We start from the raw sequence: 19,896 nt of genomic DNA, 5'->3' as shown, positions 1-19,896 counted from the left end.
CGTGCCGCCCGAGCGGGCGACAGGGCGGTATGCCCTGTGTCGGCAGCGGCGCGCGCCGGATCAGACGCCGAGGCGCAGCGGCTTGCCCGCCAGACCCCGGGGTCGAACCGCCAGCGCGGCGGCCGCGGCGTCGATCGCCCGCGCGGCGGGGTCGTCGGGCTGCGACAGCACGACAGGGCGCCCCTCGTCGCCGCCGGTGCGCAGAGCCGGGCTGAGGGGAACGGATGCCAGCAGGGGCACGTCATCGGTCTCGTTCGACAGAGCGCGGGCCACGGCCTCGCCGCCTCCGGAGCCGAACAGATCGAGCACCGTACCGTCGGGCAGCGTCAGGGCGGCCATGTTCTCGATGACGCCGATCGGGCGCTGACCGGTCTGGCGGGCGACGAGGCCCGATCGCACGGCCACGTCGGCCGCGGCCGCCTGGGGGGTGGTGACCACGAGCACGTCGGCGTGGGGGAGCAGCTGACCCACCGAGATCGCCACGTCGCCGGTCCCCGGGGGCATGTCGAGCAGGAGCACGTCGAGGTCGCCGAAGAACACGTCGGTGAGGAACTGCTGCACGGTGCGGTGCAGCATCGGACCGCGCCAGGCGACGGCCCCCGCGGCCTCTTCGCCGGGGCGGCGCAGGAACATGCCGATCGAGATGACCTTCACGCCGTACGCGACGGGCGGGAGGATCAGGTCGTCGAGGCGGGTGGGCGCGGGCGGCAGCCCGTCGGCGTCGACCAGGCCGAGAAGGCCCGGGATCGAGAAGCCGTGCACATCGGCGTCGACGAGTCCGACGCGCAGACCCCGGGCCGCCAGGGCGACGGCGAGGTTCGCGGTGATCGTCGACTTGCCCACGCCGCCCTTACCGCTGGTGACCGCGATCACGCGGGTCAGCGAGTCGGGGCCGAAGGGCATCTCGCGCTTCGCGCGGCCCCCGCGCAGCTTGTCGGTGAGCGCGCGACGCTCGTCGGGCGACATCACGCCGACCCGCACCTCGACCGCGTCGACGCCGGCGACCGAGGCCGCGGCATCCCGCACCTCGCGTTCGATGCGATCGGCGGCCGGGCACCCCACGATCGTCAGCGCGATGCCGACGTCGGCGACACCGCCGTGCACCTCGATGCCGCGCACCATGTCGAGCTCCGAGAGCGGACGGCGCAGCTCGGGGTCGGTGACGGCGCCGACGGCGGCCCGCACACGGTCGGCGAGCTCGGTCGTCACGGCGTGGCCCGCGAGGGCTCGTCGTGATCGTCGAGGCGTTCGAGCGCCGCCTTCAGCTCGGCGCGCAGGCTGTCTTTCGTGATCACCTCATCGGTGAGGTCACGCACCGCCATGCGCAGCGCGACGATCTCGCGGGCGAGGTACTCGGTGTCGGCGAGATTGCGCTCGGATCGCTGGCGGTCCTGCTCGATCTGCACGCGGTCGCGGTCGTCTTGACGGTTCTGCGCGAGCAGGATGAGCGGAGCGGCGTACGAGGCCTGCAGCGACAGCACGAGCGTCAGCGCCGTGAAGCCGATCGCCGCGGAGTCGAAGCGCAGGTCGTCGGGGGCGAGCGAGTTCCACGCCATCCACACCACGCAGAACAGGCTCAGCATCAGCAGGAACGCGGGGGTTCCCATCGCTCGGGCCACCCACTCGGTGAAGCGGCCGAACCTGTCGCGCGAGGGCTGGGGAGCGCGGGGCGCGAGCACGCGGGCGCGACCGCGGGGGGCGTCCAGTGCGGGCTGGCGGTTGTTCCGAGCCATCAGCGCCTCCTCCGGGTCTGCGGGACGATCTTGGGAATGCTCGTGGTGGCGGTGGGTCTCGTGGTGACCTTGGGCCGCGGATCGTCGCCGTCGTGGGTGCGCCAGTCGTCGGGCAGCAGGTAGTCGAGCACGTCGTCGACGCTCACGCAGCCGACGAGGCGGTGCGCCTGATCGACGACGGGGAGCGAGACGAGGTTGTAGCTCGCCAGCATGCGGGCGACCTCGGCGGCCGTCGCGTCGGCGGGCACCGGCTCGAGGGTGTCGTCGATGATCGCACCCAGACGCTCGTGCGGGGGATACCGCAGCATGCGCTGGAAGTGCACGGTGCCCAGCAGTCGACCCGTGGGCGTCTCGTACGGCGGGAGGGTGATGAACACGGATGCCGCGAGGGCGGGGTGCAGTTCGTGCCGACGGATCAGGGCCAGCGCCTCGGCCACCGTTGCATCGGCCGAGAGCACGATCGGCTCCGGCGTCATGAGGCCGCCGGCGGTGTCGGGGCCGTACTGCAGCAGCGCGCGCACGTCCTCGGCCTCGTCGGGCTCCATGAGATCGAGGAGCTGTTCGAGTCGCGTCTCGGGCAGCTGACCGAGCAGGTCGGCCGCGTCGTCGGGCTCCATGGCGTCGAGGATGTCGGCGGCGCGCTCGTCGCCGAGCTGCTCGAGGATGTGCACCTGCTCGTCTTCGGGCATCTCTTCGAGCGCGTCGGCGAGGCGGTCGTCGCTGAGTTCTTCGGCAACTTCGATCAAGCGCTCTTCGGGCAGGTCGAGCAGCGTGTTCGCCAGGTCGGCGGGCTTCAGCTCGGAGTACGTCGCCACCAGCTGCTCGGCGGACTGGGCCTCGCCGGGGGTCTGGTTCTCGCGCACCTCGGTCCAGCTCGCGAACGTCGTCGCCCCCTTGGCGAAGGGAGAGGCGCTGGTGCGGGGACGGCGGAGGAAGAGCTGGCCCACGTCCCACTCGCCGAGTCGGTTGCGCTCGATCGCGACGTCTTCGATCACCGCGGTGCCCGAGCCGTCGACGAGGCTCACGCGTCGGCCCAGCATCTCGACCATCACGCGCACCTCGCCGCCGCGCTGCTGGAATCGCCGCACGTTGATGAGGCCGGTCGTGATGACCTGACCGGCCTGAATCGAGGTGACGCGTCCGATGGACACGAACACATGTCGCCGGCCGGGGATCTCGACGACCAGGCCCACGACGCGCGGAGCGGCGGCGGCGCGGTAGATCACCACGACGTCGCGCACCTTCCCCAGACGGTCTCCCGCGGGGTCGAACACCGTGCAGCCCGCCAAGCGGGCGACGAAAACCCTTTGCGTGCTCACTGGACCAGCGTAGTCCGCCACCGCTGCGCAAACCCGGTGGGACGGTCAGGACTGCGTGACAAGATGGTGAAATGAGCATGTTCGCGGGGAGACCGGGCGCGGGACGCGACGACGTGGGCGAGAAGGTCGCCTCCTTCCCGACGTACGAGCAGGCGCAGAAGGCCGTGTCATCGCTCATCGCGGGCGAGGTTCCGGCGCGCGAGATCGCGATCGTCGGTTCGGGCCTGCGCTCCATCGAACGCATCACCGGCAAGCTGGGGTACGCGACCGCCGCCCGCTCGGGCGCGTTGAACGGCCTGATGCTGGGCCTGCTGTTCGCGTTCATCTTCGTGCTCGGCATGCCGACCGTTCAGATCTCGGCCTTCGTCGGCGTGCTGCTGGTGGGCATGGCCCTCGGCATGATCCTGAGCCTGGGCACGTACTCGATCGTGCGCCGCCGCCGCGACTTCGCCTCGGTCATGCAGGTCGCCGCCGACCACTACGACGTCTGCGTCGAAGCCACCAGCATCCAGAAGGCGCGCGGAGTGCTCGGCGCCGGCGCCACCCGCACGACGGTGTCGCGCCCCACCGCCGCCCCCACGGCGCCGCCGCAGTACGGCGAACGCGTCGCTCCCGGCGCCGGCGCCCCGGCTGCGCCCCCGCGCCCGCCGGTCCCCGGTGCGACCCCCGTCGACGACGAGCCGCCCCGGTACGGCGAACGCATCACGCCCGTGCCGCCGCGCGAGAACCCGGCGCCGCCGGCTCAGACGCCTTCGTCCGCCCCGCCCGAGGGCGACGCGCCCACCGAGCGGTGACCGTCACCGCCGTTCGCCTCGCCGTCGCGCTGCCGACGGGCGCGAGCGAGGTGTCGGGTCTCTGGTCGCCCGCCCCGCGTCCCGGACCCACGATTGCGCTTGCCCACGGCGCCGGCGCCGGCATGGACCACCCGTTCCTGGTGGGTCTCGCAGCCGCGCTGGTCGACGAGGGAGTGAGCGTGCTGCGCTTCGTTTTCCCCTACGTCGAAGCCGGACGACGGATGCCGGGACCCGCCCCGCACGCCGTCGCGACCTGGGCGGGGGTCGAGGCCTGGTTGGCCGCCGCACATCCCGGGCCGTACGTGGCGGTGGGCAAGTCGTACGGCGGGCGTATGGCATCCGTCGCCACCGCCGAGGGCGTGATCGCCCCCGCCGGGCTCGCCTACCTCGGCTACCCCCTGCATCCGCCCGGGCGCCCCGACAGACCCCGCGTCGACCACCTGCCCGCGATCGCGGTGCCGCAGCTGTTCGTCGAGGGCGAGAACGACCCGTTCATCCAGCCGCGCGACCAGTTCGACGCGGCCGTCGCCTCGTGCCGCAACGCCCGCGTGGAGTGGATCGCGGGCGGGAATCACTCGTTCGAGGTGAAGGGCGCGCGGCGGCCGGCAGATCAGATCGGCGCGGGACTCGCTCCGATCGTCGCGGCCTTCGCGCGCGCTCTCTGACGCCTGCCCGTACGGCAGCCGGTGATCCGCGAGGCGGTCTTCTCGGGCCCTGTCAGCGCCCCGCGGCGTAGCCCTGCGCTCCGCGGGGGTTGGCCGCCGCCCACAGCAGACCCTCGGCATCCCGCCCGACGGCGCTGACGCGCCCGAGCGCCCAGTCTCCGGCCCGGCGCACGCGGTGCCCGCGCCGTTCGAGCTCGGCGATGACCTCGTCGCCGAGGCGGTCCTCGACGACCGCGCCCGCGGGCGACCAGCTGCGGGGCCAGAACGAATCGGCCACGGCGGTGGTGTGCAGGGTGGGGGCGTCGATCGCCTGCTGCGGTGAATACGCGCCCACCAGCATGCGCAGCAGCACCGGCAGCTGCCACTGGTCCTGCTGATCGCCGCCGGGGGAGCCCATCGCCGTGACCTCGTCGCCGCGGCTGAGCAGGGTGGGAGTGAGAGTGGTGCGCGGGCGTCGGCCCGGAACGAGGGATGCCGGATGCCCGGGCTGCAACCACGTCATCTGCAGGCGCGTGCCCAGGCAGAAACCGAGCGAGGGGACGACCGGCGACGATTGCAGCCACCCGCCCGACGGTGTGGCCGAGACGACGTTCCCCCAGCGATCGATCACGTCGATGTGCACGGTGTCACCGCGCGTCTGACCCGACCGGTCAACCGTGGGTTCGCCGGTCGCCCCGGCGGCGGCGACCACGTCGGCACGCAACGGAGGCAGCGTCGGGGCGTGCCCCTCGGGCGCTCCCGGGCGCAGCTCGGTCGAGGCGCGGTCGCCGATGAGTTCCCGACGCTGGGCGAGATAGTCGTCGGCGAGGAGCGCCGACACCTCGACCACGCCGTCCGCGTCGCCGAACCAGGCGTCACGGTCGGCATACGCGAGCTTCTGCGTCTCGAGCAGCAGGTGTGCTCCCTCGGCGGTGGCCGGGTCGAGCTGGGAGTCCTCGGCGGTCTCGAGCATGCGCAGCACTTGCAGCAGGGCGGGACCCTGCGACCAGGTGCCGGCTTTGTACACGTCCCACCCGCGGAAGCGCGCCGTCACCGCGGGTTCGTAACCCGCGCGCCACGACGCCAGGTCGGCGGCGTCCAGGACGCCGGGGTGATCGGCGCCGTCGGAGTGCCGGTGCGGGGTGCGCACGAACTCCGCCGCCCGGGGGAGGACGGCGGTCATCCAGTGCTCGCGCGCCGCGTCGATACGCCCCGCGCGGTCGGCGGCGGTGTCGCCGGCGGCGATCAGCTCGTCGAGGACCCCGGCCCACGCCGGGTTGCGCATGAGCGTGTCGGCGGACGGCACCTCGCCGTCCGGCATCCAGAGCTCTGCCGACGACGGCCACTGCGCGCGGAAGAGGTCGGCGACGCGGCCGATGGTGGCGGCGGCCCCCGCGACCAGGGGGTGTCCCTCGCGCGCGTAGCCGATGGCGAAGGAGAGCACGTCGGCGGCTTCCCACGTGCCGTGATCGCGCAGCAGCAGCAGCCACGCGTCGACCGCGCCGGGAACGGTCGCGGCCAGCGCACCGGCGCCGGGTACGAGGTCGAGACCTCGCCCCTCGAAGTGCTCGATGGTGGCTGCGGCCGGGGCCGGGCCCTGGCCCATGAGCACCAGGGGCTCGGCGGCACCGGCCGGGCGCACGAGGGCGACCAGGTCGCCGCCGGGGCCGTTCAGGTGCGGTTCGACGACGTGCAGCACGAACGCCGCAGCGACCGCGGCGTCGAACGCGTTGCCCCCGCGCTCGAGGACGGCCTGAGCGGTCGCCGTCGCGGTCCAGTGCGTCGACGCCGACATGCCGAACGTGCCGCGCAGGGTCGGCCGCGTGGTGAACGAAGACGGGGGAGTGAAGGTCATCGCGACGACCGCGCGATCCACTCCTCGACCTCGTCGGCGGTGCGGGGGATGTCGGCCGACAGGTTGACGGGACCGTCGGCGGTCATCACGACGTCGTCCTCGATGCGCGCACCGATGCCGCGGTACTCCTCGGGCACCGTCAGATCGTCGATCTGGAAGTAGAGCCCCGGCTCGATGGTGAACGCCATCCCCGGCTCGAGCAGTCCGTCGTAGTACATGTCGCGTCGGGCCTGCGCGCAGTCGTGCACGTCGAGGCCGAGGTGGTGGCTCGTGCCGTGCACCATGTAACGGCGGTGCTGACCGCCGGTCTCGGCCTGCAGCGCCTCGTCGGCGGTGACGGGGAGCAGGCCCCACTCGGCGACGCGGGCGGCGATGACCTCCATCGCGGCCTCGTGCAGGCGGCGGAACGGCACGCCCACCTCGGCCGCGGCGAACGAGGCGTCGGCCGCTTCGCGCACGGTCTCGTAGATGCGGCGCTGCACGTCGGTGAAGGTGCCCGAGACGGGAAGCGTGCGCGTGATGTCGGCGGTGTAGAGGCTGTCGACCTCGGCCCCGGCGTCGATGAGGATGAGGTCTCCGGGCTTGACGGCCCCGTCGTTGCGCGTCCAGTGCAGGTAGCACGCGTGCGGACCGGACGCCGCGATCGTGTCGTACCCGACCGCGTTGCCGTCGGAGCGCGCGCGCTGGTGGAACACGCCCTCGACGATGCGCTCGCCACGCGGGTGCTCGACGATGCGGGGGAGCTCCGCGACGATGTCGTCGAAGCCGCGGCCCGTGACCTCGACGGCGAGGGCCAGCTGGGCGAGCTCGTACTCGTCTTTGACCAGGCGCAGCTCCGACACGAAACGGGTGACCTCGTCGTCGTCGTCGAGCGTGCGGTCGTCATCGCCGACGGCGAAGTCGTGCAGGTGGGCCGTGGCGATGCCGAGGTCGGCCGCGACGCCGTCGAGTGCGGGGCGCGGGCCGATCCAGAACTCGCCGACGGTGGCGTCGGAGTAGAACTCCGCGGTCGTGCGGTCGGCACGCTCGCGGAAGTAGAGCACGGCCTCGTGGCCCTCGTCGCGCGGTTCGAAGACGAGCACCGAGTCGGGCTCGGCGTCGCTGCCCCACCCGGTGAGGTGCGCGAAGGCGGAGTGCGCGCGGAACGGGTAGTCGGTGTCGTTGCTGCGCTGCTTGAGACCGCCCGCGGGGATCACCACGCGGCGGCCCGGGAAGGCCTGCGACACGCGCTCGCGTCGCCGCGCGGCCCACGCGGCCTGTTCGCGCGCCTCGGGGAGCTCGACCGGGTGCTCAGCCCAGCCCGTCGAGATGGTGTCGAGGAAGCCGCGGGGAAACGGTGCCTTGCGATTGCTCGGTGCGGCGGGCGTCTGCTCGGGCGTCGTGTTCTCGACGGTCTGCGGTTCGGCGGTCTGCGCGGTCGTGTCGCTGGTGGAGGGGGCATCCATCGTTCCAGTCTCGCACCGCCGGGGCCGGCTCGCATGGCGACAGCGTGAAGCGGGCTCGGGAGCGCGGCGGCCGGGGGCGCGCGGGGAGCGTGTCGAGTCCGTCGACGGGCTCGGGCCGGGGGCGGCTCAGCCGCCCGTGCGCTCGAGCTGAACGACGATGGGGCGGTGGTCGCTGCCCGACCCGTCGAGGGTGCGCATGACGACCGAGCCCGACACGGTCCAGTCGGGCGTCGCCATGACGTGGTCGATCGGGGCGCCGAGCAGGGCCGGGGCGTCGGTCGGCCACGTGCCGACACCGCCGTTCCCGCTCGCGGACGCCGTGTCGTGGCAGCGACCCAGCGTTCCGCCGTCGACGCCCATGCCGGTCATGTGGTCGAGCGTCGCGTTGAAGTCGCCGGCGAGGATCACGTTGTCGCTCGCGCATTGATCGGCCAGCCACTGCAGGTCGCTACGCCACTCGGTCATGTACTCCTCGCGCGGTGCCACGGCGTGGGCGGCGACGATGATGGGGCCGTCGCCCGAGGTCGGCATCGCCACCGCGCTCGGCACCGTCGAGGTGTTGCTGGAACCGTCGAGCGAGGACTGGATCACGGAGTAGTCGCCCAGCTCCGGTCTGATCAGCACGGTCGTCGAGGTGGCATCCCATCCGGTGATGCCGTACTCGCCGTACTCGGCGTGGTGCGCCCACATGGGCTGACCCATGTCGCGCATGAGTTCGGCGACGCGGGCGCCCGTGTCGATGGTCGTCTCGGGCAGGGTCACCACGTCGGCCTGCATGCCGACGGCGAACTGGGCGATGGATTCGGCCGAGGTGGCCGAGCCCGCGGTGTTCCACGTCATGATGCGCAGGCTCGTGTCGGTCTTCGCCGGGAGCGCCTCGGTGCCGAGGCCGCGCTGCGCGAGCAGGGCGACATTGATCCCGCCCGCGAGGCCGAGGACCAGCGCCAAGGTGAGAGCGAGCACCCGCACCGGACGGATCAGGGCGAACAGCAGCATGAGCAGCGTCGCGGCCACCAGAACGGCGGCCAGCGCGGCGCGGAACGAAATGATCTGCGCCAGGGGGAAGGTGCGCTCCAGGCCGAAGAACGCCGGCCACGTCAGCACCGCGGCACCCGCCGCGACGACGAGCGCGACGAGGAATCCGAACAACCGACGCACGCACCCGACCCTAAGGGAGCCGTCTGAGAGATCGACCGATGCCGACCGGGCATGCCCTGGGCCTGGGACCGCGCGCTACGCTCGACGGGTGCAGCATGATCGTCGATTCGAGGGGCCGAGCGATCTGCACCTGCACTCCTCGCACTCCGACGGCACCGAACCGCCCGCCCAGGTCATGGCGGCCGCGCACCGGTACGGCCTGCGTACGGCCGCCCTCACCGACCACGACACGACGTCGGGCTGGGCCGAGGCCGCCGAGGCGGCGTCGTCGCTCGGGATGACGTTCGTTCCGGGCATGGAGCTCTCGGCCCGCCACCGGTGGCGCAGCGTGCACCTGCTGGCGTACCTGGTCGACCCCGACGACACCGCGCTGCGCGCCATGACCGACCGGATCCGCTCCTCGCGCCTCGATCGCGCGCAGATCATGGCCGAACGCATCTCCCACGACTACGACATCGCCTGGGGCGACATCGTCGCCCAGACCGCCGACGGGGCGACCGTGGGACGCCCGCACATCGCCGACGCCCTGGTCGCACGGGGCATCGTGACCGATCGCACCGAGGCGTTCGCCGGCATCCTGCATCCCGCGGGCGACTACTACGTCGCCCTCTACGCTCCCGACCCGGTGACGGCGGTGGAGCTGGTGGTCGGTGCCGGCGGCGTGCCCATCGTCGCGCACCCGGCGGGACGCGCGCTGCTGCCCGACGGGGTGACGCAGGCGATGCTCGACGCGGGACTCGCCGGCTTCGAGCTCGGCCACCGCGAGAACCTGCCCGAGCCCACGGCGCTGCTCGCCGACCTCGCCGCGCGCCACGATCTCATCGTGACCGGATCGAGCGATTACCACGGCCTCGGCAAACCCAACGTCCCAGGCGAGAACACGACGGCCGACGACATGGTCGCGCGCATCTTCGCCCTGGGCCACGGCACGGCACCGGTCTTCCCGTAGGCAACCGTCGTCGGCGGCGGGGCCGCGGCGAGCATCCCTGCGACGGCGAGGGGTGACGAGCGTCCTCCGCTCGTTGCATCCCCTCCGCTCGTCACCTCGCTCTCGCCGTTCCGTTGCTCGGCGACGTCGCTCGCGCACACCGCATGCGGGCGTCTCCCGGCAGCCGGCGCGACCGGACACGAGAACGGCGCCGACCCCGGAGGGATCGGCGCCGTGTCGACGTGCGGGTCAGGCGACGGGGGCCGTCGGGGTTCCCGAGCTTCCGCTGCCGCGACGACGACGGCGGCGACGCGGGGCCGCGTTGCCGTCGTGGTGCTCCTTGCCGGCGCCGTCGTGCGTGCCGGCACCGCCCTCGGCGCGCGGGGTGCTCTCACCGGTGGACTCGCCCGATACGCCACCGCGACGGCGACGGCGCGGACCGCGCTCGCCCTCGGCATCCTGGCCCTCGGTCTTCTTCTCGACCTTGGGGACGACGGCCTTCGGGGCGGTCACGAGACGCCCCTTCGTGCCCACGGGGATGTCGAGGTCGGTGAACAGGTGCGGGCTCGACGAGTAGGTCTCGGTCGGCTCGGGCTGGCCGAACTCGAGCGCGCGGTTGATGAGCGCCCACTTGTGCAGGTCGTCCCAGTCGACGAACGTCACGGCGATGCCGGTCTTGCCCGCGCGACCGGTGCGGCCCGCGCGGTGCAGGTAGGTCTTCTCGTCGTCGGGGATCGTGTGGTTGATCACGTGCGTGACGTCGTTGACGTCGATACCGCGCGCGGCGACATCGGTGGCGATCAGCACGTCGCGCTTACCGGCCTTGAACGCGGCCATCGAGCGCTCGCGCGCCTCCTGGCTCATGTCGCCGTGGACGGCGGCGGCGTTGAAGCCGCGGTCGCCGAGCTCGTCGACGAGCTTCTGGGCGGCGCGCTTCGTGCGCGTGAAGATGACCGCCTTCTCGCGACCGTCCGACTGCAGGATCCGAGCGATGATCTCGTCTTTGTCGAGCGAGTGCGCGCGGTAGACGAGGTGCTTGATGTTGGCCTGGGTCAGACCCTCGTCGGGGTCGTTGGCGCGCATGTGGATCGGGTTCGACATGAACCGGCGCGCGAGGGCCACGATCGGGCCGGGCATGGTCGCCGAGAACAGCTGCGTGTGCCGCACGGGCGGGACCTTCGAGAAGATCTTCTCGATGTCGGCGAGGAAGCCCAGGTCGAGCATCTTGTCGGCCTCGTCGAGCACGACCTCGGTGGCGTTCGACAGGTCGAGCAGACGCTGGTTGGCGAGGTCGATCAGTCGACCGGGGGTGCCGACGACGATCTGCGCGCCGGCTTTGAGCTGGTCGATCTGACCCTCGTAGGCCTTGCCGCCGTAAATGGCGACGACGCTGGTGGAACGGTTCGAGGTGAGCATGTCCATGTCTTCGTAGACCTGGACGGCGAGCTCGCGGGTGGGCACGACGATGAGCGCCTTCACCCCGGGCTCGGGATTCAGACCGAGTCGCTGGACGACAGGGATGCCGAAACCGAACGTCTTGCCGGTACCGGTCTTGGCCTGGCCGATGATGTCCTGCCCCGGAAGGCCGAGGGGGATCGTCTGCTCCTGGATGGGGAAGGCATCGATGATGCCCTTGGATGCCAGGGCATCCACGATGTCCTGGTCGACACCGAGATCGGAGAATGTGGTCATGTGCGTGCCTGTTCCGGCGGTGAGAGACCGCCTGAGGAGTCGAATCCACGCCCTCACTCGTCCGCAGGCGCGGGGCCCCGATCCATCGCCGGGGCTGTTCCACTCTACCCGGCGTGTTTCGACGGCCCCCGACGCCTAGGCTGTAGGCGTGTTCGCGTGGTTCCGTCGTCGTCAGCGCCCCGTGGGCCGCACTCTGCAGCTGCGCTCGCGCGGAGACCTGGGCGAAGCCCTCCGCGTCGACTTCGCCGAGCTGGCGCCCGAGGTCGAGACCTTTCTCGGGCAGGCCGCGTACCTGCAGCTCGGCTTCTTCGAGACGCTCAGCGAACTGATCGCCTCGACGCCCGAGCTCGCCGAGAAAGAGTCCCTCTCACGCGCGGCCGGAGCGGCGCTCATCAAACACCAGGAGCTGGTGGGACTCATCCGCGAGCGCGGCGCCGACCCCACCCAGCTCATGCTGCCGTTCCGCGAGTCGCTCGACGCCTTCCGTCGCAACACGCACGGCGTGCGTCCGCAAGAGACGATGCTGACCGTGCACATCACCGCCGGCATGCTCGACGACTTCTACCTGGCCCTGTCGTCGAGCTACGGAGAGACCGGGCGGCGCGTCGCCCGCATTTTGCAGGCCGACGACGACCGCCAGGCCATCGTCGAGATCCTCGGCGCCACGATCCAGAGCGACGAGGAGTGGCGTTGGCTGCTCGCACTGTGGGGGCGACGCCTGGTGGGCGACACCCTGCTGGTGGCTCGCGCCGCCCTGCGCAACGCTCATCTGGATCGCGACGAAGAGGCCAAGGTCGAGCCCGTCTTCAGCGGTCTGATGGGCGCGCACGCGAGGCGCATGGATGCCATGGGGCTCGCCGCGTAAGAAGCGGGCCACGGGTGGGCGGCGGTGCCGCTGCGCGCCGCCGGGGTGGGCGACGAGCGTCGTGCCGCCGTCAGATGCCGAGCTCGGCGCGATCCGCCGCGTCGCGGTTCAGCCGCGCGCGCGTGATCGCCGGCACCAGCGAGAACGTCGTCGCCGCGGGAGCGAGGACGACGACCAGCCACAGCACGGGGGAGTCGATCCCCAGGCCCGCCCACGTGAGGGCGGTCCAGACGATCGCGGCCGACGCGGCGCCCGCGAACGGGGCGAGGGCCGCGCCGCGGAGCTGTCGATGCGGGAGCACGACGTGGGCGGCGAGGCCCACGACGGCCCCCACGATCAGACCGAGCAGGATCTGCACGGGGCGCTCTGTCAGGCGACGAAGCCGACGCGACGGGCCTCTTCGGTGCCGAACTCGACGAACGCGAGGTTCGCGGTCGGAACCAGGTAGGTGTTGCCCTTCACATCGGTGAAGACGACGTGGCTGGCGGAGTTGTCGAGGGCGGCGGCGACCGCCGACTTGACGGCGTCCGAGCTCTCGTTCGTCTCGAAGTTCAGCTCGCGGCCGGTGTTGGTGATGCCGATACGGATCTCCACGATGCGTCCTTTCCCCGCGGGCCGCGGTCGGCCCGGCGCGTGCTTCCGACTCTAGGGCAGCCCTCCGACACCGCGTCCCGCGCGGGCCCCCGCTTCGCGGATGGCGAACGCGATGGTTCTGGAGCGGGCGGCCTCTCATGCGAGCGGCGCGGTGACAGGGCGCACGGGACCGCCGCTCGGGGAGGGGCGTCTCTCGAGGCGCCTCGCGGCAGACCTGGCGCGGCCGGTGATGTCGGAGGTCGCCGTTAGCGTGGATGCCATGAAGATCTCCGCCGCCGCCGCGCTCGCCTCCGAGGTGTCCCGCGGCGACGGTCTCGCGGGTGGATCACCGGCGGCGATCGCCCTCGACCGGCTCGACGACGCGCAGCGCGCGGTGGTCCAGTGGCCGGCCGAGGCCAGCGGTGTGGTGGTCGGTGCCCCGGGCTCGGGCAAGACGTCGACGCTGCTGTCGCGCGTGCGCGTGCTCGTGGCATCCGGTGTCGACCCCGACGATCTGCTCGTGCTCACCCCCACGCGGCCGGCGGCGACGGCGCTGCGCGATCCGCTCGCTCTCGCGGTGGAACGGGCGACCTCGGGCGCGCTGGCGCGGTCGCTGGCGTCGTTCGCGTTCCACCTGGTGCGCGGAGCCGAGGTGCGTCGCGGTGCCGAACCACCCCAGCTGCTGACCGGCGGCGATGAGGACCAGATCATCCGCGACCTGCTCGACGGAGATGCGCTCGACGAAGCCGAGGGCGTCTCACGATGGCCGGAGTGGCTCGGCACCACCATCCGCGCGACGCGCGGTTTTCGCGGCGATCTGCGCGCGTTCCTCGCGGAGTGCACCGACCTGGGCCTCGACTCCGCTGCCCTCGTGCGTCTGGCCGAAGAGCACGAGCTCCCGGTGTGGGCCTCGCTCGCCTCGTTCGCCGACGAGTACCGCGCGGTGCGCGCGTCGATGCGCGGAGCGCACCGCGACGCCGCCGACCTGGCCCGCGAGGCCGTTTCCGTGCTCGGTGAGGCGCGCCGGGAGCGCGATCTGCTCGGGCGGTTCTCGTCGTTGCGCTGCGTCCTCGTCGACGACGCGCAAGAGCTCACCGCGGGCGGCTTCGACCTGCTGTGCGCCTGCCGCGACCTCGGGATCGGTGTCGTCGCTTTCGGTGACCCCGACGTGGGCTCGGGCGCGTTCCGCGGCGCCACCCCCGAGAATTTCGCTCGGCTCGCGCGCGAGCTGGGCGCGACGGCCGCGCTGGGGGAGCCGCACCGCGGTACCCCCGAACACATCGACCTCGTGCGGCAGGTGGCGGCGCGGATCGGCGCGGCCGGGGTCGTGGCGCACCGCCGCGCCCCCGTCGGCGCGGCACCCACCGGAGCCGTGCGCACCTACCTGCTGCGCTCTCCCGCCGAAGAGGCCGATGCGATCGCGCGTCTGCTGCGCGAGCGGCACGTGCTCGACGCGATCCCCTGGTCGCAGTGCGCGGTCATCGCGCATGACTCGCGGCAAGTGGCCACGCTCGAAGCCGAGCTCGCGGCGCGCGAGGTGCCGGCGCGCTCGAGCGGCCCGGGCCTGGCGCTCGGGGTGCAGCGTCCGGTGCGCGACCTGGTCGCGCTCGTCGAGCTCGGCATGCGCGATCCCGACGGGTGGACGGCCGATGCCGTGACCGACGCGCTGCTCGGAACCTTCGGCGGCCTCGATCCCATCGAGCTCCGTCGCCTTCGCACCGCGCTGCGCCACGACGAGCTGTCGGCGGGAGGATCGCGCACCGCGAGCGAGCTGCTGGTCTCGGGCGTGCGCTTCCCCCTCGAGCTCGAGACGGTCGACACCCGCGAGGGGCGACGTGCGGCTCGATTGGGCGAGACGCTGGCGGCCCTGCGGGCGCAGACTCAGGAGAAGGCCACGGCGCACGAACTGCTCTGGACCGCGTGGGAGCGCAGTTCTCTGGCACGGGTCTGGCGCGAGGCCTCGCGGGGGCACGGTCCGCTCGCCGAGCAGGCCGATCGTGATCTCGACGCGATCGTCGCCCTCTTCCAGGCGGCCAAGCGGTTCACCGAACGCGAGCCCGACGGAGAAGCCGCCGTGTTCCTGCGTTCCGTGCTCGACAGCGACGTCGCCGAAGATCGCATCGAGCAGCCCGCCGTGACCGAGACGGTGCGCGTGCTCACGCCCGCCGCCGCGGCCGGCACCGCGTACGACACCGTGATCGTGGCCGGCGTGCAGGACGGTGTGTGGCCCAACACCCGGCTGCGCGGCGGTCTGCTCGAGACGTGGCGTCTTGCCGACGCGGTCCAGCAGCCCGACCTCCCCGTCTCGGGCATGCTCGACCGCCGCCGCGCCGCGATGCACGACGAGTTGCGACTGTTCGTGCGCGCGATCAGTCGAGCGAATGCGCGGCTCGTGGTCACGGCGGTCGACGACGACGACACCGGTCCGAGCGTGCTGTTCGAGATGCTCCCCACCCCCGAGCCCGCCGCGGCGATCCCCGAGCACCCCCTGTCGTTGCGCGGACTCGTCGCGCGTCATCGGCGTGCGCTCACCGTGCCGCGGGTTTCGCCGGGCGACCGCGCCCACGCCGCCGGCCAGCTCGCCGTCCTCGCGGCGGCGGGGGTGGCCGGTGCGGCCCCCGACGAGTGGTACGGCGTCGCCGCACCGACTTCGACCGCGCCGCTGCGCGACCTCACCCGCGAAGACGTGCGGGTCTCGCCGTCGCGCCTGCACGCCCTCGAAGAGTGCGAGCTCGACTGGGTCGTCGCCGATCTGGGCGGTGACCGAGGCGGCACGACGGCGGGCATCGGCACGATCATCCATGCGGCGCTCGAGACCGCGGCATCCATCTCCGAGAGCGACCTGTGGGCCGTGGTCGACGAGCGCTGGGGCGAGTTGGTCTTCGACGCCGTATGGCGTGAGCGGGCGGAACGCACGCGCGCCCGGGAACTGGTGCGACGGCTCGCGACCTACCTTCGCCGGTTCGACGACGCGGGTGGGCGGCTGATCGGCGCCGAGCGGCACTTCGAGGTGCCCATCCCCCTCGACGACGCCGCGGAGCACCGCGCCGTGCTCAGCGGCGACATCGACCGCGTCGAGCTGACGCCGAGCGGCGAGGTCGTGATCGTCGACCTCAAGACGGGCAAGAACGAACCGCAGACCGACGCGAAGGTCGCCGACAACCCCCAGCTCGCCGCGTACCAGCTGGCGTTCTCGTCGGGTGCCATCGAGCCGGTCGCCGGCCTCGCCCCGGGAGGAGCGAAGCTGCTCGTGCTGCGCCCGACGGCGGCGACGAAAGAGTACGCCGAGCCGTTGCAGAAGCCGTTCGACGACGCGCAGCGCGCCGACTTCGTCAGCCGCGTGCAGCGCGCCGTCGGCGTGATGCGGGGCACGAGCTTCGCCGCGCCCTACGAGGTGCACTGTCGAGACGAGTTCTCGTACGGGCTGTGCCGCATCCACACGGTGTCGGCGGTGAGCGCCTCGTGAGCGACACCGTCTCGGCGGCGGTCATCGCCGCGGCCCTCGGGCAGTTCCCGCCGACGTCGGAACAGACGTCGGTGATCGAAGCCCCGCTCGCCCCGGCGCTTGTGGTCGCGGGCGCGGGCAGCGGCAAGACCGAGACGATGGCCGGACGCGTGGTGTGGCTCGTCGCGAACGGCCTCGTCCGCCGCGACGAGGTCCTCGGACTCACCTTCACCCGGAAGGCCGCGGGTGAGCTCGCCGAGCGCATCCAGCGGCGGTTGCAGCGACTGGCCGAGTTCGAGGCGCGCGGACTGCTGCCCTTCCTCCCGGCCCTGCACGAGGCCGGTCGGCTCTCGGTGTTCGCCGACCTGGCGCCTCTCGACGGTGCCCGCGGCGATGCCGCTCGTCGCGAGGCGCTCGACGCGCTGGCCGCCGAGGTCGGTGCGCACGCCGACGACGCCCACGACGGCGACCAGCTGCTGCACCGGCCGACCGTCTCGACCTACAACAGCTTCGCCGACGGGATCGTGCGCGAGCACGGCGTGCGCATCGGCCGCGACGCCGAATCGGCGGTTCTGTCGGAGTCGGCGGCCTGGTTGCTCATGCGGCGCGTGGTGTTCGCCTCCGACGACCCGAGACTCGAGGAGCGACAGGAATCCCCGCGCACGTTGATCGACGCCGCCCTGCGCATCGCGCGCGACGGCGTCGACAACCTGGTCGACCTCGAGCGTCTCGCCGCGTTCCCCGACGAGTTCGCGCGCATCGTCGAGCGCCCCTCGACGTCGGCGCGCGTGAGCGTCTACAAAGAGGTGGGCGACGCGGCGGCGAAAGTGTCGGCGCTCTCGCTGCTCGCCGCCCTCGCGGCGGACTACGACCGCGAGAAGGCCCGCGTCGGAGTGATGGATTTCGCCGATCAGGTGGCGGGCGCGCTGCGCATCGCCCGGGAGCACCCGGCGGTGGTCGCCGAACTCCGCGCGCGGTATCGGGTCGTGCTCCTCGACGAGTATCAGGACACCTCGGTCGTGCAGACCGACCTGCTCGCGACTCTCTTCGGCGGGACCGGGGTCATGGCCGTCGGCGATCCCCACCAGGCCATCTACGGCTGGCGGGGCGCCAGCGCGGGCAACCTCGGCGGCTTCCCCGTCGCCTTCGCCCCGGAGGGGGGATGCCGGCACTTCGCGCTGCTGACGAGTTGGCGCAACAGCGCGGCGGTGCTGCGGGCGGCCAACGCGGTCCTCGCCCCCCTCGCCGCGCGCGCGGCGGTCGAGGTCGGCGAACTCGCCCCGCGCCCCGGCGCGCCGGCGGGTATCGTCGACGTGGTCTTCGAGAACGACCTCGACGCCGAGGCCGATCGCGTCGCGTCGTGGTTCGTCGGGGTCCGCGCCGCTCGCGCGGCCGAGGGACGCCCCACGACGGGCGCGATCCTCTTCCGCAGCAAGAAGCACATGGTGCGCTTCGGCGATGCACTCGGTCGACGCGGAATCCCTCACCGCATCCTGGGTCTGGGCGGGCTCCTCACCACCCCCGAGGTGGTCGACGTCGTCTCGGCCCTGCGGGTCATCAGCGACCCCGAGGCCGGATCGGCGCTGATCCGATTGCTGTCGGGCCCGCGGTGGGCCGTGGGCCTGGCCGATCTTCGCGCCCTGGCGCAGTTGGCACGACGCCTCGCCACGCATGACGTCGGCCTGCAGCCCCTCGCCCCCGAGGTCGTCGACCGACTGCGCTCCACACCGGGGGCCGACCGGGCCTCGCTCGTCGACGCGCTCGACTTCCTCACGCGTCAGACCGACGGCCACGGTTGGCTGGCCGAGATCACCCCCGAGGGGCGCGCGCGGCTGCGCGACGCCGGTGCCGTGTTCGCGGCGCTCCGGCGCAGCGTCGGCGCACCGATCCCGGAGCTCCTGCGATTGATCGAGGTCGAGTTGCGTCTCGACATCGAGCTCGCCGCGAACGAATCACGCGGACCCGCCCGCATCGCCTCGGCGCAATTGCGCGCGTTCGTCGACGAGATCCGCGGCTTCCTCGCCGCCGACGAGTCGGGGTCGGTGTCGAGCCTGCTCGCGTGGCTCGATCACGCCGAGCAGGCCGACGAGTTCGCCCCGCGCACCGAGCCGCCCGAAGACGACGTGGTGCAACTGCTCACGATCCACGGCTCGAAGGGGCTCGAGTGGGATGCCGTCTCGGTGGTGCGCCTGGTGACCGACGAGCTCCCTTCGCTGGCACGCGACACGAAGGGATGGCTGGGGTTCGGCATCCTCCCCGCGGAGTTCCGCGGTGATTCCGCCTGGCTTCCCGTGTTCGGGTGGCGGGGTGCCGAGACCCAGCAAGACCTCAAGGCCGCCATCGACGCCTTCGTCGCCGACAACCGGGCGCGGCAACTCGACGAGGATCGCCGACTCGCTTACGTGGCCTTCACCCGCGCCCGCGACCATCTCATGCTGTCGGGATCGAGCTGGTCGGGGACGAAGCGCCCGCGCCGCCCGAGCGTGTTCCTCGACGAGGCGACCGAAGCGCTCGGCATCGACCTCGAGATCGGCGATCCGGGCGACGATCCGTACGACGGGGAGCGTCGTCTGCTGCACTGGCCGCTCGACCCGCTCGGGTCGCGTCGCACGGCCGTCTCGGCTGCCGCAGCCGCGGTGAACGCCGCGCGTACATCGGGACCGGTCGATGCCGATCCCGACCTCGCATTGCTTCTCGCCGAGCGTGCCGACCGGTTGCGTCCGGCCCACACGCCCGCGCCCACGCGCATCCCCGCTTCTCGATTCAAGGATTTCGTCGCCGACTACGGCGAGGCGGTCGAGGCGCTCCGCCGGCCCCTCCCCGAGCGCCCCTACCGTCAGACGCGCCTGGGCACCCTGTTCCACGCCTGGGTCGAACAGCGATCGGGGTTGGTGGGCGCGGGGACCGGCCTCGACGACGACGCGCTGTGGGATGACGACGAGGCGGGCGCATCGGCCGCCGACGCGGCCGAACTCGAGCGCCTGCGCGCGTGTTTCGAGCGGTCGGAATGGGCGCCGCTGATGCCGCTCGAGGTCGAGACCGAGATCGACTTCGTCACGACGCGGCTCGACGGCCGCGAACACGTCGTCATCTGCAAACTCGACGCCGTCTACCGGCGCGGGGACCGCTACGAGATCGTCGACTGGAAGACCGGTCGTCCGCCGCGCACCGAGGCCGAACGCACCGCGCGCATGTTGCAGCTCGAGCTCTACCGCGAGGCGTATCACGCCAAGCACGGGATCGACCTCGACCGTATCGACGTCGCGCTGTTCTACGTCGGCGACGAGCTGGTGCTGCGCGGCTGAGGCGGCGGCGCGGGAGGGGCGCGCGTGTTGAGTGCGGCGCGGGCGGGTCGCTCACGTCGAGCGTTGCGCGAGCGGCTCCCGCGTCGACCGCGGTGCGGACCGGCGCGACGGCTGAGGCCGTGCGAAACGGGCGCGAGCGC

At 72.5% G+C, this 19,896-nt stretch carries 15 protein-coding genes; 6 read left to right on the top strand and 9 right to left on the bottom strand.

The annotated features are described in order from the left end of the window. Positions 1-60: 60 nt before the first annotated feature. From IFU19_RS06980 to IFU19_RS06970, 3 genes are read right to left on the bottom strand one after another with little or no spacing between them, the layout of a single operon-like run. Entirely contained in the window at positions 61-1,209 is a 1,149-nt protein-coding gene (locus tag IFU19_RS06980; RefSeq protein WP_192013292.1) for a P-loop NTPase, read from the bottom strand. Then, on the bottom strand, positions 1,206-1,733 hold the full coding sequence (locus IFU19_RS06975) for a DUF1003 domain-containing protein (RefSeq protein ID WP_055836243.1): 528 nt from the start codon (positions 1,731-1,733) through the stop codon (positions 1,206-1,208). Before IFU19_RS06975 ends, IFU19_RS06980 begins: the two co-directional genes overlap by 4 nt. Then, entirely contained in the window at positions 1,733-3,052 is a 1,320-nt protein-coding gene (locus IFU19_RS06970) for a magnesium transporter MgtE N-terminal domain-containing protein (RefSeq protein ID WP_191925972.1), read from the bottom strand. The genes IFU19_RS06975 and IFU19_RS06970 overlap by 1 nt, the downstream gene beginning before the upstream one ends. 71 nt (positions 3,053-3,123) lie before the next feature. Between IFU19_RS06970 and IFU19_RS06965 the strand changes: the two genes are divergently transcribed. After that, positions 3,124-3,846 (top strand): general stress protein, encoded by a 723-nt coding sequence (locus tag IFU19_RS06965; RefSeq protein WP_192013291.1) that lies wholly within the window; start codon positions 3,124-3,126, stop codon positions 3,844-3,846. Further along, positions 3,843-4,511, top strand: coding sequence for an alpha/beta family hydrolase (locus tag IFU19_RS06960; RefSeq protein WP_192013290.1), 669 nt, complete (start codon positions 3,843-3,845; stop codon positions 4,509-4,511). The genes IFU19_RS06965 and IFU19_RS06960 overlap by 4 nt, the downstream gene beginning before the upstream one ends. A gap of 52 nt (positions 4,512-4,563) precedes the next feature. On the opposite strand, the gene IFU19_RS06955 is transcribed toward IFU19_RS06960, so the two are convergent. The 3 genes from IFU19_RS06955 to IFU19_RS06945 form a co-directional block, all read right to left on the bottom strand. Then, the gene (locus tag IFU19_RS06955) at positions 4,564-6,345 is read right to left on the bottom strand and encodes a gamma-glutamyltransferase family protein (protein ID WP_192013352.1); all 1,782 of its coding nucleotides are present in this window, start codon (positions 6,343-6,345) and stop codon (positions 4,564-4,566) included. After that, the gene (locus IFU19_RS06950; RefSeq protein ID WP_191914878.1) at positions 6,342-7,790 is read right to left on the bottom strand and encodes an aminopeptidase P family protein; all 1,449 of its coding nucleotides are present in this window, start codon (positions 7,788-7,790) and stop codon (positions 6,342-6,344) included. Before IFU19_RS06950 ends, IFU19_RS06955 begins: the two co-directional genes overlap by 4 nt. A gap of 126 nt (positions 7,791-7,916) precedes the next feature. Then, positions 7,917-8,948: an endonuclease/exonuclease/phosphatase family protein gene (locus IFU19_RS06945; RefSeq protein ID WP_055837825.1), complete on the bottom strand. Its 1,032-nt coding sequence runs from the start codon at positions 8,946-8,948 to the stop codon at positions 7,917-7,919. An 88-nt stretch (positions 8,949-9,036) separates the two neighbouring features. On the opposite strand from IFU19_RS06945, the gene IFU19_RS06940 reads away from it, so the two are divergent. Continuing rightward, complete coding sequence (locus IFU19_RS06940) at positions 9,037-9,897, top strand: PHP domain-containing protein (protein WP_055939645.1); 861 nt, start codon at positions 9,037-9,039, stop codon at positions 9,895-9,897. Between the two features lie 228 nt (positions 9,898-10,125). Here the strand turns inward: IFU19_RS06940 and IFU19_RS06935 are convergent, their stop codons facing one another. Continuing rightward, positions 10,126-11,568: a DEAD/DEAH box helicase gene (locus IFU19_RS06935; RefSeq protein WP_192013289.1), complete on the bottom strand. Its 1,443-nt coding sequence runs from the start codon at positions 11,566-11,568 to the stop codon at positions 10,126-10,128. Positions 11,569-11,716: 148 nt separating this feature from the next. Here IFU19_RS06935 and IFU19_RS06930 point away from each other — a divergent pair, with 148 nt between their 5' ends. After that, the gene (locus IFU19_RS06930; protein WP_055939647.1) at positions 11,717-12,433 is read left to right on the top strand and encodes a ferritin-like fold-containing protein; all 717 of its coding nucleotides are present in this window, start codon (positions 11,717-11,719) and stop codon (positions 12,431-12,433) included. Between the two features lie 70 nt (positions 12,434-12,503). Here the strand turns inward: IFU19_RS06930 and IFU19_RS06925 are convergent, their stop codons facing one another. After that, a complete protein-coding gene (locus IFU19_RS06925; protein ID WP_192013288.1) occupies positions 12,504-12,791 on the bottom strand; it encodes a hypothetical protein in 288 nt (95 codons plus the stop codon). 11 nt (positions 12,792-12,802) lie between these two features. After that, complete coding sequence (locus tag IFU19_RS06920; protein ID WP_055836269.1) at positions 12,803-13,027, bottom strand: DUF3107 domain-containing protein; 225 nt, start codon at positions 13,025-13,027, stop codon at positions 12,803-12,805. A gap of 259 nt (positions 13,028-13,286) precedes the next feature. Between IFU19_RS06920 and IFU19_RS06915 the strand changes: the two genes are divergently transcribed. Together IFU19_RS06915 and IFU19_RS06910 are read left to right on the top strand one after the other, a co-directional pair. Further along, positions 13,287-16,472, top strand: coding sequence for an ATP-dependent helicase (locus tag IFU19_RS06915; RefSeq protein WP_192013287.1), 3,186 nt, complete (start codon positions 13,287-13,289; stop codon positions 16,470-16,472). Then, positions 16,469-19,756, top strand: coding sequence for a UvrD-helicase domain-containing protein (locus tag IFU19_RS06910; protein ID WP_192013286.1), 3,288 nt, complete (start codon positions 16,469-16,471; stop codon positions 19,754-19,756). The genes IFU19_RS06915 and IFU19_RS06910 overlap by 4 nt, the downstream gene beginning before the upstream one ends. Positions 19,757-19,896 lie beyond the last annotated feature (140 nt).

Origin of the sequence: Microbacterium sp. CFBP 8794 (assembly GCF_014841235.1) — a bacterium.
Lineage (GTDB): Bacteria > Actinomycetota > Actinomycetes > Actinomycetales > Microbacteriaceae > Microbacterium.
This window is presented reverse-complemented; position numbering and strand designations above follow the sequence as displayed.